At 62.3% G+C, this 14002-nt stretch carries 14 protein-coding genes and 1 tRNA gene; 5 read left to right on the top strand and 10 right to left on the bottom strand.

Annotated features, from left to right (window positions below; translation table 11 throughout):
- Positions 1-65: 65 nt before the first annotated feature.
- The 4 genes from ihfA to U3654_RS07470 all read left to right on the top strand — a co-directional run bounded on the left by ihfA (position 66) and on the right by U3654_RS07470 (position 2717).
- Positions 66-368, top strand: a complete 303-nt coding sequence (gene ihfA, locus U3654_RS07485) for an integration host factor subunit alpha (RefSeq protein ID WP_324754715.1) — start codon at positions 66-68, stop codon at positions 366-368.
- An 11-nt stretch (positions 369-379) separates the two neighbouring features.
- The gene (locus U3654_RS07480) at positions 380-1369 is read left to right on the top strand and encodes a MerR family transcriptional regulator (protein WP_324754714.1); all 990 of its coding nucleotides are present in this window, start codon (positions 380-382) and stop codon (positions 1367-1369) included.
- 87 nt (positions 1370-1456) lie between these two features.
- Positions 1457-1533: transfer RNA gene (locus U3654_RS07475), tRNA-Pro, on the top strand.
- A gap of 107 nt (positions 1534-1640) precedes the next feature.
- Positions 1641-2717 carry a 2'-deoxycytidine 5'-triphosphate deaminase gene (locus tag U3654_RS07470; RefSeq protein ID WP_324754713.1) on the top strand — a complete coding sequence of 359 codons (1077 nt, stop codon included), beginning with the start codon at positions 1641-1643 and terminating at the stop codon, positions 2715-2717.
- A 24-nt stretch (positions 2718-2741) separates the two neighbouring features.
- Here U3654_RS07470 and U3654_RS07465 read toward each other — a convergent pair whose 3' ends face one another.
- The 8 genes from U3654_RS07465 to U3654_RS07430 form a co-directional block, all read right to left on the bottom strand.
- Positions 2742-2942, bottom strand: a complete 201-nt coding sequence (locus tag U3654_RS07465; protein WP_324754712.1) for a hypothetical protein — start codon at positions 2940-2942, stop codon at positions 2742-2744.
- 72 nt (positions 2943-3014) lie between these two features.
- Positions 3015-3629, bottom strand: a complete 615-nt coding sequence (gene scpB / locus U3654_RS07460) for an SMC-Scp complex subunit ScpB (RefSeq protein WP_324755247.1) — start codon at positions 3627-3629, stop codon at positions 3015-3017.
- A 43-nt stretch (positions 3630-3672) separates the two neighbouring features.
- On the bottom strand, positions 3673-4467 hold the full coding sequence (locus U3654_RS07455) for a ScpA family protein (protein ID WP_324754711.1): 795 nt from the start codon (positions 4465-4467) through the stop codon (positions 3673-3675).
- A complete protein-coding gene (nagZ, locus tag U3654_RS07450; RefSeq protein ID WP_324754710.1) occupies positions 4457-5467 on the bottom strand; it encodes a beta-N-acetylhexosaminidase in 1011 nt (336 codons plus the stop codon). The genes U3654_RS07455 and nagZ overlap by 11 nt, the downstream gene beginning before the upstream one ends.
- A gap of 22 nt (positions 5468-5489) precedes the next feature.
- Positions 5490-6569: an SPOR domain-containing protein gene (locus tag U3654_RS07445; protein ID WP_324754709.1), complete on the bottom strand. Its 1080-nt coding sequence runs from the start codon at positions 6567-6569 to the stop codon at positions 5490-5492.
- Positions 6570-6650: 81 nt separating this feature from the next.
- Positions 6651-8396, bottom strand: a complete 1746-nt coding sequence (gene argS, locus U3654_RS07440) for an arginine--tRNA ligase (RefSeq protein WP_324754708.1) — start codon at positions 8394-8396, stop codon at positions 6651-6653.
- A gap of 50 nt (positions 8397-8446) precedes the next feature.
- Positions 8447-10345: a sodium:proton antiporter gene (locus tag U3654_RS07435; RefSeq protein WP_324754707.1), complete on the bottom strand. Its 1899-nt coding sequence runs from the start codon at positions 10343-10345 to the stop codon at positions 8447-8449.
- Positions 10335-11528, bottom strand: a complete 1194-nt coding sequence (locus U3654_RS07430; RefSeq protein ID WP_324754706.1) for a deoxyguanosinetriphosphate triphosphohydrolase — start codon at positions 11526-11528, stop codon at positions 10335-10337. Before U3654_RS07430 ends, U3654_RS07435 begins: the two co-directional genes overlap by 11 nt.
- Before the next feature lie 90 nt (positions 11529-11618).
- On the opposite strand from U3654_RS07430, the gene U3654_RS07425 reads away from it, so the two are divergent.
- Positions 11619-11942 (top strand): iron-sulfur cluster assembly accessory protein, encoded by a 324-nt coding sequence (locus U3654_RS07425; protein ID WP_324754705.1) that lies wholly within the window; start codon positions 11619-11621, stop codon positions 11940-11942.
- A 35-nt stretch (positions 11943-11977) separates the two neighbouring features.
- On the opposite strand, the gene U3654_RS07420 is transcribed toward U3654_RS07425, so the two are convergent.
- Complete coding sequence (locus U3654_RS07420; RefSeq protein WP_324754704.1) at positions 11978-12886, bottom strand: DMT family transporter; 909 nt, start codon at positions 12884-12886, stop codon at positions 11978-11980.
- On the bottom strand, positions 12883-13971 hold the full coding sequence (locus U3654_RS07415) for a DUF6902 family protein (protein WP_324754703.1): 1089 nt from the start codon (positions 13969-13971) through the stop codon (positions 12883-12885). The genes U3654_RS07420 and U3654_RS07415 overlap by 4 nt, the downstream gene beginning before the upstream one ends.
- Positions 13972-14002 lie beyond the last annotated feature (31 nt).

The following is a 14002-nucleotide window of genomic DNA, read 5'->3' as shown; positions in this document are numbered from 1 at the left end:
TCATTGTAATTGACTCGCAAATTTCTTCACCCCTATTGTTGTGCAAATGCAATCGGGGGATAGCAATGAGTGACAAGACTTTGACGCGCATGGATCTGAGCGAGGCGATTTTTCGCGAGGTCGGATTATCGCGAAACGATTCGTCCCAACTGGTCGAAAGCGTTCTGGACCATATGTCGGACGCGCTGGTGCGCGGCGAGCAGGTGAAAATATCATCTTTCGGCACGTTTTCGGTGCGCGAGAAATCGGCGCGCGTAGGCCGTAATCCAAAAACCGGCGAAGAGGTACCTATCAACCCGCGTCGTGTGCTCAGCTTTCGCCCTTCGCATCTGATGAAGGATCGTGTGGCTGCCGGCAACAAGAGCTAGCGAGCCGATCAATGTCCAAATCCGCAGACGCCTTTCGCACCATCAGCGAAGTCGCAGAATGGCTGGAAGTTCCTGCCCATGTCCTGCGCTTCTGGGAAAGCAAGTTCACTCAGGTGAAGCCGGTCAAGCGCGCCGGCGGGCGACGCTATTACCGCCCCGCGGACATGCAGCTGCTGGGCGGCATTCGCAAGTTGCTGCACGATGAGGGCATGACCATCAAGGGCGTTCAGAAGGTGATGCGCGATCAGGGCGTGCGCCATGTGGCCGCGATGTCTCCGCCGCTGGACGTTGATCTAGAGTCCACCGTCGCGGGGATCGCGCTGGATGTTACCGAGGCCGAAGACGAGCCGCGCGGTCAGGTCGTCAGCTTCGACCGCACGACCCCGCAGGAGACAACCGAGCCGGTTGTCGACACGCCTGACCCGGCTGCGCACGACGCACCCACGCCTGTTCAGGAAGATCAAGCGTCCGAAGAACCCACCGCCTCTCGCAGCGATGAGGCCAGCGTGCCAGCAGAAGAGCCAGCATCAGCAGATGCGCCCGCGTCCGACGCCGCTGAGCAGACGGATACCACCTCGGCCAAGGCCGACGTGCCGGAGCCGGAGCCGGAGCAACCTGATACGCCTTCGCCGCAGGCAACAGATACCGACAGCACAACGCCGCCCGAGCCGGACCTCACGCCTGAGGATGCGACCACTTCAGAGCAAACGGCCCCCGCAGAAATTACAGAGCCTCCGATCCAAGAGAAAGCACCGGAAGCTGCGCCGTCCGAGACAGGTGACGCAGCCGCGCCAGACGACTCGCCGCCCCGACCCCGGATTGTAGCAATCGACACACCTGACGATCCGCCCGACACGATTTCTGCGCCGCCTTCCGCGCTCAGCGCGCTGGCTGGGCTGGACCGTGCGTCGTCCACTCAAAACCGCGCTGCACTTGCAGATATTGCGACCCGCCTCACCGATCTGCGATCCCGCATGTCAGGCAGCGCGAAATCATCCTGACGCGACAAACCTATGCTGAAATACGCAGTGGAAAGTGGGTTTCCCCCCTTGTCCCTGCCAGAAAAACAGGTATGACAACGCAATCGTCGGGCTATGGCGCAGTCTGGTAGCGCGTCCGTCTGGGGGACGGAAGGTCGCAGGTTCGAGTCCTGCTAGCCCGACCATTTATCACCTCCCCCTGACATTGTGAAATCGCAGCACCAGCGCCTCTCACAATTGCAATGGTCTGCCAACGCGGCTAAACCAGCGCGAGTTTCAAAGGGGCGCAGCGATGACCGGAGTTCTCTCCAGCCAGCAACTCGAAGGTTTGATCGCGGATGGTGCCATTGCCGCCGATCCGGCAGTTCGCCCCGAGCAGATCCAGCCCGCCAGCATTGATCTGCGCCTTGGCCATATCGCCTATCGCGTGCGCGCCTCGTTCCTTGCCGGGCAAGGGCGGCGCGTGGCCGATCGACTATCCGAATTCGAGATGCACCGCATTGATCTTAGCGCTGGTGCAGTGCTGGAAAAAGGCTGCGTCTATGTCGTGCCGCTGATGGAAACGCTGGCCCTGCCTGCGGGTATTCAAGCGTCCGCCAATGCCAAATCCTCGACCGGGCGGCTTGACCTTCTGACGCGTGCAATCACCGATGGTGGGGCCGAATTTGACCGCATCCCGCCCGGCTATCACGGGCCTCTCTATGCCGAGATTTGCCCCCGGTCGTTTTCCGTGCTGGTGCGACCCGGCATGCGGCTGAACCAGATCCGATTCAGCAGTGGCGACGCGGTGCTGAACGATGCCGAACTGGCTGCGTTGCACGCCTCTGACACGCTGGTCGACAGCACTCCGGTGATCGACGACGGCCTCGGCTTTTCCGTCGATCTGAAACCGCAAACCGGCACGCTGGTGGGCTACCGCGCCAAGCCGCATACCGGCGTGATCGATCTGGACAATATCGGCCATTACGAACCTGCGGACTTTTGGGAAGAGGTCCACTCTGATCGTGGACAGATCATCCTCGATCCGGGCGCATTCTACATCCTAGTCAGCCGCGAGGCGGTGCACATCCCGCCCTGCTACGCAGCTGAAATGGCGCCTTATCTGGCTATGGTGGGTGAATTTCGCGTGCACTATGCCGGATTCTTCGACCCCGGCTTTGGCCACGATGCGGCGGGCGGGACAGGGTCACGCGGTGTGCTTGAGGTGCGCTGCCATGAGGCGCCGTTTGTGCTTGAACATGGTCAGATCGTCGGGCGGCTGATTTACGAGCGGATGAGCGAGCGGCCCGCCACACTATACGGCGCCGGGCTCAGCTCAAATTATCAGGGGCAAGGCCTTAAATTATCCAAGCATTTCAAGGCGTTGTGATGCACGGTTAACGCTCTATTTTTACTACATCCGGCCCATGCGTCTTGCGATCTTCATCGTGCTGCGGGCGCGCTTTTGCGTGGCCTTGCTGTCGGGCGCCGCGCTTGGCGATTTGCCCTTGGACATATGCTTGCCGACGACACCAACGCCTGCATCCACGCCCGAGCGCATTAGACGGCGCATGATCATCCGTATCGCCATGTTGATCAGTTGATTGGCGTTCATCGCGCCCTCCTGCATTTTTCCTCAAGTCCAACACATAGCAGAGAATCAAGAACTTTTCAGGGCATATTCAAACTATTCCTCGAAAAGTTCGCTCTGATCGCCCTCGTTTAGCGGCATATCCTCCTCATCATCGACGGAGTTCGCGCCCGGCATTGATGTTGGTGGCAGGCGGCTGTCCAACAGTCCGGCCGAGCGCAGCTCTTTCAGGCCGGGCAGATCGCGGGCGCTTTCCAATCCGAAATGGGCCAGAAAGCCGTCGGTCACAGCAAAAGTGACGGGCCGACCGGGCGTCATGCGGCGGCGGCCAAAGCGGATCCACTCCATCTCCAGCAGTTGATCGACCGTGCCGCGACTGACCGACACACCGCGGATTTCCTCGATTTCAGCGCGGGTCACGGGCTGATGATAGGCGATGATCGCCAGCGTTTCGATTGCAGCGCGGCTCAGCTTGCGGGTCTCGACTGTCTCGCGCTCCATCAGAAAACCCAAATCAGGCGCGGTGCGCATCGCATAGCCATCGCCCACGCGCGTTAGGTGCACGCCGCGCCCCGCATAGCGTTTGCGCAGGTGCACCAGCGCCTCGGCAGAGTTGCTGCCATGTGGCAGGCGCGCGTCCAATTCGCGTGCGCCAATCGGTTCGGACGTGGCAAAAAGGATCGCTTCGACCATGCGCTCTTGCTCGGCCATAGGCGGGGCCTCGAACAGGCTTTCTCGTTTATCTTCAGTTTCTTCAACCACGTTCTTGATCTCTCGTTCGGATTTCGATGGGGGCGAATACTTCAGTCTGGCGCAGCTCGATGCGTCCCTCCTTGGCCAGTTCAAGTGAGGCCGCAAAAGTTGACGCCATGGCCGAGCGGCGCCGTGCGGGGTCAGTACCGAACCCCTCGGGCAGATAGGTGGCGATATCCGTCCAGTCGCCGCCAAACCCGAGCAACCCGCGCATCCGATCCAGCGCCTGTTCAAGCGAGAATATCGCATCGCGGTCCATCGCATAGGGGCGAAATTCGTCCCGCGTGCGGGTCCGGGCGTAGGCTTGCATCAGGTCCAGCAGCGACGCGGTGTAGGTGATGCGCCGCGTGCGCGTGACACTCTCGGGCGCACCACGAGCAAAGAAATCGCGCCCTAGCTGACCGCGCGCCATCAGTCGCGCGGCGACGTCGCGCATCGCCTGCAAACGCTCGAGCTGAAAGGCCAGATGCGCGGCCAGATCCGCGCCTGAGGGGCCGTCCTCGTCAGGATCCGGGGGCAGTAGCAGGCGTGACTTAAGAAAGGCGAGCCATGCGGCCATGACGAGGTAGTCGGCGGCCAATTCCAACCTCAGTCGGCGGGCCTTCTCAACGAATTCAAGGTACTGGCGGGCCAGTTGCAGTACGCTGATCTTACGCAGGTCCACCTTTTGCGTGCGACTAAGCGTCAGCAGCAGGTCCAGCGGCCCCTCAAAGCCGTCGACATCGACGATCAGCGCCTCTGCGGCCTGCCGCTCAGCGACATCCGCGCGCTTATCGTCCCAATCGTCATCTGCCATATGTCAGCCCGCCGCTCATGGCGGACAGCTTTGCCTCCAGCGCGGAAATGTCAACCTTGGTGGGTGTTCGGCGTGCGGCAAGCGCGGCCTCGGCGCGGGCCTGTCCGACGTCGTTCAGCCGACCTGCCGTGTCCGCCACTGCACGGCGCTCATCAAGCGTGGCGTTGCACAGCAGCGCGATGTCGCAACCGGCGTCCAGCGACGCACGGGTGATGTCCGTCAGGCTGCCGCTGAGCGCCTTCATCGAGATGTCGTCGGTCATGATCAACCCGTCAAAGCCGATCTGATCGCGGATCAGCTGCATCATCGTGGGTGACACCGTGGCGGGCAGTTCGTCGATGGCGGCATAGACCAGATGCGCAGTCATCCCCATCGGCAGATCATTCAACGCCTTGAAGGGCGCGAAATCCCAGGCTGTCAGTGTTTCCAACACATCGTATACGACGGGCAGGTCCAGATGGCTGTCGGATTGCGCGCGCCCATGACCGGGGATGTGTTTCAGCACCGGCAGCACGCCGCCGTCCAAGAGACCATCGGCGACAGCGCGGCCCAACTCAGCCACGCGTGCGGGGTCAGTTCCATAGCAGCGATCGCGCAGGAAATCATGGGTTTGCGCGCCTGCCACATCAACCAACGGCGCACAATTGCTGTCGATTCCCAGTTCGTGCAACTCATGTGCGATGAGGCGATAGCGCAGATACATCGCCTCGGCGGCATTCCTGCCCGCTGCCGCAACATGTGGCAGCGGCGCGGGCCAGTTGCGCCAAAGCGGTGCGCGCAAGCGCTGCACGCGCCCGCCCTCCTGGTCGATGGTGATGGGGGCGTTGCGGCCAACCGCATCGCGCATATCGGCACAAAGGGCACGGACCTGATCGGCGCTGGCGATATTGCGTGCAAATAGGATAAACCCGAACGGATCGGCCTCGGCGAAAAAGCGTTTTTCCTGCGGACTCAGCCGCTCGCCGGTGGCGTCGAGGATGGTGGCGCCAAAATGGGTCATACCCGCACTCCGTAGATTGGGATTACCGCGTAACGACCGGTATACATTCGGCTTTTTCAGCAACAAGGGCTGAGCAGAAGCGCCGGGCATCTGCCAGATCATCAAACCCCATCGCGCGCAGGCGATAGAATGTGCGCCCGCCGCTGGTCGCCTTTTGGATCACACGATCCTTGTCTGCAAGATATTCCTCAAAGCGCGCGCCAAGGCGGCTCCATTCCTCGTTCGCTATCTCTTCGCTGGCAAAGGCGCCCAATTGCGCAAGGCGTGTACCGGTGGCGATTGACTCGGGATCGACGTCGCGCACTCCAGCGCCAGCCCCGCTTGCCGAGACCTGACGGATGTTGCTCAGATCGGCAGGGCGCGCGCGGGGCCTCAGTGAGGTGGCGATGCCGCCCATGGGCTGCTCTGCTTCTTCGGCGTCGGCGTCGGCGTCGGGCAGAGGGGAGTTTGGGGCGTCCTCCAGCGCAGCCATGGGGGTAATCCCTTGGCTTATGGCCTCGGCGAGGGCAAGCATGTCGTCGGAAACGGCCTCGGTTTTGGGCTCAGCAGTTTCCGGCACGGCAGTTTCTGAAGCAGCAATTTCTGAAGCAGCAATTTCGGGCTCAGCGGGTTCGATATCCTGCTGCACCTCGGCTTCAGGGGTCTCGGAGGCGTCAGCAGTCTCGGCGAGGGCCTGCTGCACGCGTTGGGGCGCGGCAGTCGGCGCGTCGTCTTCGCTCAGGTTAAGCGGCGCGGGGGCGAGGATCAGCTCATCCGGGGCATTGCCAGCGGTGCCGACGGCGGCGACCGCGTTGACAGACAAGCCCTGGTTGAGGGTCTGCCGCCCTCCCGGATCTTCGGGCTGGATGCGCATCGGTCCTTCGGCGGCGCGGATCACAGGCACACCGCTCACGTCGCGCACGAGGAGCTTGTACCCCCAGACCCCAAGGCCGATCACTAAACCGACCGACACAATCGAACCAATCGCGTAAGTGGCGCGTGACAAAGGATTTTGCGCCTTACCGTCATCCCATCGCGGCGCAGTTTGCGCGCTGCCATAAGCGCCACCGGTTGCGTCGTCCGCCCGCCCGCTTGCGGCCTCTTGTGCATGAAAATCTGCCATGTCCCGCCTCTTTGCCTCCGGCGTGCCAGAGGCTACCGGGGTGTGAAATCTGCCTCATTCAATCCCGGCGACGCGCGATTTTTATCGCATCTCTTCGGCCGGAGTGACGCCCAAGATACCCAAACCTGCGGAAATAACAACGCTTGCTGCCCTTACCAGCGCGATTTTCGCCTGAGACGTGGCAGGATCGCCCTCTTGGATGAATCGCAGTTCGGGCGCGTCGTGGCCCCGGTTCCACAGCGCGTGCAGGTCCGACGCCAGATCATAGAGATAGAACGCGACGCGGTGCGGCTCGCTGGTGCGGCCCGCGATTTCCACGAGGCGCGGCCATTCAGCGATCTTGCGCGCCAGCGCCAGTTCAGCCTCATGCGCGATCAGCGTCAGGTCGGCGGCCCCAAGGGCCTCGTCGCTGACGTCGATCCCCGCCTCTGCTGCTTTGCGAAGGACCGAGCAGACCCGCGCATGGGCATATTGCACGTAGAAAACCGGATTGTCCTTGGACTGCTCCAGCACCTTGTCGAAATCAAAATCGAGCGGTGCGTCGTTTTTACGGGTCAACATGACAAAACGGGTGACATCCGCCCCGACCAGATCGACCACGTCGCGCAGCGTCACGAACGTCCCTGCCCGCTTGGACATCTTGAACGGCTCGCCGTTCTTCCAGAGCTTGACCAGTTGCGTCAGCTTGATCTCGAGCGGGACCTTGCCATCCGAAAGGGCCGACACAGCGGCCTTCATGCGTTTGACATAGCCACCATGATCCGCACCAAAGACGTCGATCAGCAAATCGAACCCGCGCGTGACCTTGTCATAGTGATAGGCGATATCGGGGGCGAAATAGGTCCACGCTCCGTCGGATTTCTTAACCGGCCGGTCCACATCATCGCCATGCGCGCTGGAGCGAAACAGCGTCTGCTCGCGCGGCTCCCAATCCTCGGGCATTTTGCCCTTGGGCGGCTCAAGAACGCCCTCGTAGATCAACCCCTTGTCGTCGAGCGACTGGATCGCCTTTTCGATCAAGCCGGTTCCGTAGAACGACTTCTCGGACGAAAATTTGTCCATCTCGACGCCCAGAGATTTCAGGTCGGCGCGGATCAGGTCCATCATAGCATCGGTCGAATAGCTGCGCAGTTCAGCCAGCCAGACCTCTTCGGGTTGGCCGACCCAAGCATCGCCGATCTTGTCCTTGAGCGCCTCGCCAACTGCGATCAGGTAGTCACCGGGATAGGTGCCGTCGGGGAAATCGACGGCGCGGCCATGCGCCTCAAGGTAGCGCAGATAGACCGACCGCGCGAGCGTATCGACCTGCCCGCCGCCGTCGTTGATGTAATATTCGCGCGTGACATCATAGCCGTTGAAATCCAGAAGACTGGCCAATGCATCGCCAAAAACCGCGCCGCGCGTGTGGCCCACATGCAAGGGGCCGGTGGGGTTGGCGCTGACATATTCAACGTTGACGCGTTGGCCCTGCCCCACGGTCGAGCGTCCAAAATCGTCGCCGACGCTCAGGACATTACGCACGATGTCGCGCCAGCAGTCCGGCGCAAGGCGAAGGTTCAGGAAACCGGGGCCGGCCACCTCGGCGCTGTCGATGCGCGCGTCCTGTGTCAGCTGTTTGATCAGCGCGTCGGCAATGTCGCGCGGCTTTAGGCCCGCAGGCTTGGCCAGAACCATCGCCGCATTGGTCGCCATGTCACCATGTGCGGGATCGCGAGGTGGCTCGACCGTGACGTTGCCCAGGTCCAGCCCAGTGGGCAGCGTGCCTGCGGCTTCGAGCGCGCTCAGCGCGTCCAGAACGGCGGCGCGGATATCGGTAAAGAGGTTCATCGCAATCATCCCTTGAATTCGCCCCCGGTTTAGCATCGCGGCGCTTGGCGTCAATCCGCCGTGCTGCCCTTCCCTGCGTCACTGGCTGCGTTGGCCGCGGCCTCTTTGGCATTTTCCTCGCCGGTGCGCTCTGCCGCCTCGACCACACGTTCGCGTGCAGGCGACAGCGCCAGCAGGCGCATTCCTGCCCCTGCCTTTAGGGAGGCGTCGGCGGCAAGGATGCGCAGGGCACTACCCGGCGTAACCTCGGCCAGCGGGATCGACTCGGGGTTATCCGCCTGCCACTCATCCAGCCCATACTCCTCAGTCAGGTTGGTCGCGCGAATTTCCCAGCCCTCCTGCATATGGCGGGCCAACTCGAGATAGCGCAGATCACCAGCGATTGTGCGTCCGCCCAGCGTGGCGGGCAAAGCGTGGCGCGTATGTTCCTGCTTGGCGCGGCGCAGCTGATATACATGCTCGCGCCCGAATTCGGGAGCAAGGTCGGTGGCGACCAGCGTGTTATAGGCATCATTGTCGGACGTGGCGATGACGCGACCAAAGCTGATGAACTCAACCCCATGTTCGGCGCCGTCGGACAAGATATCGCCCACATAGATCGGCAGCCCCTGCTCGCGCGCGCTGCGCAGGCGGGCACGGTTGGCGTCGACGACCAGCACCGGGACCTCTTCCTTTTGGAGTGCGGCGGCGAAGGCGGCGGAAAAGCGCGATCCACCAACAAAGATGACCCCCGGCACCTGCCCGCCGGCCAACCCCAGCGCGCGCGCCATGGGCCGCAGAGTAAAGCCGTGCAGAACTACGGTCGCTGCGACCAGCGCAAAGGCCAGTGGCGTCAGCAACGCCGCATCCTCGACCCCTGCATTCACCAAACGGTCCGAGAATAGGCCAGCGACCGCCACCAGCACCACACCGCGCGGGCCGGTAAAGGCGACCAGCAGCCGCTCGCGCATCGGGATATTGCTGAACGCGAGCGAGGTCATCACCGTTACCGGGCGCACAATCAGGATCGTGGCGACCACAAAGGCCAGCGCGGGCCATCCCAGCAGGCTGAGCCGTTCGATATCCATCGATGCCGCCAGCAGGATGAATACGCCGGAAACCAGCAGGATCGTCGCGTGCTCCTTGAAGCGGCGCAGCTCGGTATAACTGGGAAGGCCCGCATTCGCGATGTAAAAGCCCATGATTGTCACCGCCAACAGCCCACTTTCGTGCAGGCTGCTGTCGGCCAGGGCAAAGACCAGCAGCAGCGAGGCAAACAGCACCGGCACCTTCATGTATTCCGGCACGCGGCCCCGGCGGAACCCTTCGGACAGCAGCCAGCCTGCGGCGACGCCCATCACGGTGGCCAGCGCGATACCAACGCCCATGTCCCAGATCGCGGCGCCGAATGTCTCGCTGGCGTAGATCACCAGCACCACCTCAAAGGCGAGGACAGCGGCCAGCGCGCCAATGGGGTCGTTAACGATCGCCTCCCATTGCAGCAGTTGCGCGGGACGTTTGCTGAGCCGCGCGGTGCGCAAAAGCGGCGCGATGACAGTCGGACCGGTCACGATCATGATGCCGCCGAACACTGCCGCACTGGCCCAGCTAAGGCCTGCGATATAGTGCAGCGCCAGCGCTGAGCCTAGCCAACCAATCGGCGCGCCGATCAGCACCAGTCGCCGCACGCCTTTAGCGGCCTCGCGCAAGCTGTGCAGGTTCAGCGTCATGCCCCCCTCAAAGAGGATGATGGCCACCGCAATCGAGATCATCGGCCCCATCAGCGGGCCGATGTCACGCTCAGGGTCAAAGATGCCAAGGCCCGGCCCGATCACTAGCCCCGCAAGCAGCATCAGCACGATGGCAGGCAATCGCAACCTCCACGCTACCCATTGCGCGCCAACGCCGATTGCGCCGACCAGCGCAAAGGCCATGACCGGCGCCATCGCGCCCGCTGTCTCAACTGCCATGGCTTATATCTCCAGTCTCATTCGGCCAGGACCCGGCCCCGCCACGACCGCCCAGATGCCGCGCATGCTGTGCAAACGCGAAACGGTCGGTCATCCCGGCGATATAGTCGCTGACCAGCCGGGCCAGCGCGGTCGTCGTGTCTGCCGCCGCCACGTCGCTCTGCCAGCGGCGCGGCAGAAACTCAGGCTGTGCCATATAGAACGGAAAGAGGCCCTCGACCACCTCGCTCGCCTCAGTGCGCTGCACCATCACCTTGGGCGCGCGATACATACGCGTAAATAGAAAGCGCCGGATCACCTGCAAATCGCGCCAGAGCGTGTCCGAAAACTTGATAACCGGGCGGCCTAGATGCCGCACTGCATCGCTGCTGGCGACGTCCGATGCGGCAATGATATCGCGCGAGGTTTCGATCACGTCGCCGACCATGACGCCAAAGACACGGCGCAAGGCCTCGTGTCGCCGCCGGTAAGGATCGAGCCCGGGATAGAGGAGATCGACCTCGCCGTAGCATGTGTCGAGGATGGGCAGTTCGGCCACTTCGGCCTCGGTAAAGAGGCGCGCGCGCAGACCGTCATGCAGATCGTGATTGTTGTAGGCAATGTCGTCGGCCAGCGCGGCCACCTGCGCTTCGGCGCTTGCATGTGTGTGCAGCTCCAGATCGTGGCGTGCGTCATATTCGGCCAGCGCGTAAGGCAGATCACCCGTTACCGGCCCGTTATGTTTGGCCAGCCCTTCCAGTGTCTCCCATGTCAGGTTCAGCCCGTCGAATTCGGCGTAGTGCCGCTCCAGCACGGTAACGATCCGGATTGCCTGCGCGTTGTGATCAAAGCCGCCGTAGGGCTGCATCAGCGCGTGCAGCGCGTCTTCGCCAGTGTGTCCGAACGGCGTGTGGCCCAGATCATGCGCCAGCGCCACCGCCTCGGTCAGTTCGCCGTTGAGGTCCAACGCGCCGGCAATCGTGCGCGCAACCTGCGCGACCTCAATGGAATGCGACAGGCGCGTGCGAAAATAATCACCCTCATGGGCGACGAAGACCTGCGTCTTGTGCTTGAGCCGCCGAAAGGCACTGGAATGGATGATCCGGTCGCGGTCGCGCTGGAAACACGAGCGGAATGCGCTCTCTTCTTCGGCCTTGAGCCGCCCGCGTGATCGGTCTGGATGTGCGGCGATGCGCGAGGTCATGTGAGCGGCCTCCTTGCCGGGTGGTGCTGGGGGTCATATATTGCATCTCAAGCAATAGCGAAACTGCCCAGTTCCCTTCGGAGGCCATCAATGAATTTGCCACCCACAGTCACCGACCGCGCATTCGAGCGTCTGAGCGAAATCGGCGCAGGCGATAAGGGACAGGCCCTGCGCGTCGCCGTCGAGGGCGGTGGATGCTCGGGCTTTCAGTATGAGATCAAGCTGGACATGCCTGCCGACGACGATCTGGTGCTGGAGGGACAAGGGCAGAGGGTCGTTGTGGACGCTATGTCACTGCCATTCCTGACAGGTGCGGTCATCGACTTTAGCGAAGAGTTGATCGGCGCGCGGTTTGTCATCGAAAATCCGAACGCCAGCAGCAGCTGTGGATGCGGAACATCTTTTTCGATGTAACACAGGGTGTTACGGTGCGCTCCTAATTCCAAACATCACTCAGCTGGAATCAACTTGCGCGACTGCCCGCCCGGAAATGCCTGATCATAGATCAGCCACGCCCCCGCCGTGATCACCAGAGCCGCCCCAAGGTAAAGCGCCGGTCCCGGCACCTCGCCAAAGACGGCAGCGCCAATGATGACCATCCACAGGAATTGCAGGTTCATCAGCGGTGTGATCACATATGCAGGCAGCGCCTTGAACGCTGCCACCAGCACCCAACGTGCGCCGAACAGCAGACCAGCATATAGTGTGGCCCAGCCCAAATCGACCAACCCCATCGGTGCCCAGAAAAAGGGCAGCGCGCAGGCACTGACGGCCCCCAACGCAAGATTTGGCCAGAATACTTGCGCCAAGAGGTTGCCGTCGCGCACTCCGATATAGCGCGATGCCATCATGGACACCGTGCCCAAAAGCACCGCGGCCAGCGCCACCGCATGGCCAAGACCCAATGACTGAAACCCACCGGGCGCGAGGCACAAGAGGCCGACGATGCCCAGCATTACCGCGCCCCACGCCTGTGGGCGCACCATTTCGCCCAGCACCGGGCCGGACAAAAGCGCCGTGATCAGCGGGATCATCGCAATAAAGAGAAACACCTCGGCAAACGGCAAAAGGCGGAACGCATAGAAAAATGCAGCCGCCCCTAGCACGGTCGCCCCGCTACGCAGCGCCATGGCGCGCGGACAGGTCGTGGCGACGCCGCGCGGCGTCGGTCCCGCGCGATTGAACAACACCGCCAGCAGCGCAACGATGCCACCCGACAACGCGAAAAGCTGCGGCGCCGCATAGCTTGCCGCGAACATTTTGGTGATGGCATCGGCGCTGGAAATGAGCGCGGTATAGATCACCGTCAGCCCGACACCGGTCAGAATGGTCGCACCCGCAGCGCGCGCAGCGATCATTGTGCAGCCCCCATGGAAGGCACCCCGCCGCGCAGGCCGACACGCGCGAAACCCTCAAAAAATGCGGCAAATTGATCGGTCGATGCCTCGGCGGCGATCAGCGCCGCCTGCGCCTCGTCCGAGACCTGCGCTGCGACTTCGCCGCGCATGGCCTCCCAATCGGCAGAACGGGCATGGCCCATTGAGTAAATGCACTGCGACAACTCGCGCAGCGGCGCAGATCTGGGCCGCGTGCGTGCAAATGTCAGCCGCCCCTCAGGCACATGATCGCCGAAACCACCCTGCCCCGCGCGGGTCATGAACCAGTTCAGCATGAGATATTCGTGGTAGTCGTCCTGAAATCCGTCCCCGTCCTCCAGCGCAAAGGTGCGGATCTGTTGGGTCAGCCAGATTTCCCAGACTTCGGGCGCTTCCATCCCGGCGAAACGCAGCGCCAAGCAGATTTCGGCCAGCAGATCGGCATTGAAATCGAGGAAGGCCAACGTGCCGGCAAACATCAGGCTGCGCTGAGCGGCATCGTCCAGATGCGGATCGGTGCGGCCATATTCGGACAGATAGAACACAATATGCGTCAGTTCATACGCCGCCTTCTTGTTTGGCATCGTGAAGGTGTGCGACCGCGCGGCGAAGCCACGCAGACGTGCATCAAGGCCGGTATCGCCGGGCAGCGGATCGACGCCGCGCCGTGCGCAAAGGCGTCGTGCCTCGGCGCGTTGCAGATCCGACAGCTCCGCGTCGGCCAGCCCTTGGTGGGCAATCCATTCGGTCAGTGCCGCGCCCTTGCCGCCCTGCATCCCGAGGTCTTCGAGGTCGAGGCAAATCGACAGCAAAAAGCGGTAATACTGCGGAAAGAATTCCATCCGCTGCTCGATTTCGTCGTAAAATGACTGATAGGCGGACAGTGCACCGGGGGCCATGTCGGCGCCGGTGGATTCAAGGATGTTCAGCATTTCGGCGTTTTCCTTGAGCCAGAAAACATCCTCCTGCGTGCGCCGTCCTTGCGCAAAGGTCTTGAGCAAGGCCGCTTGGCGCGCGGCCTTGCTGTGCTGCCGGAACGGGACGTCGAGTTGGACGATGGTGGTCATTTTGGTGATCTCCATTTCAAAAGGTCCGGAC

Origin of the sequence: Roseovarius sp. Pro17 (assembly GCF_035599575.1) — a bacterium.
In the GTDB taxonomy this organism is placed as follows: Bacteria; Pseudomonadota; Alphaproteobacteria; order Rhodobacterales; family Rhodobacteraceae; genus Roseovarius.
This window is presented reverse-complemented; position numbering and strand designations above follow the sequence as displayed.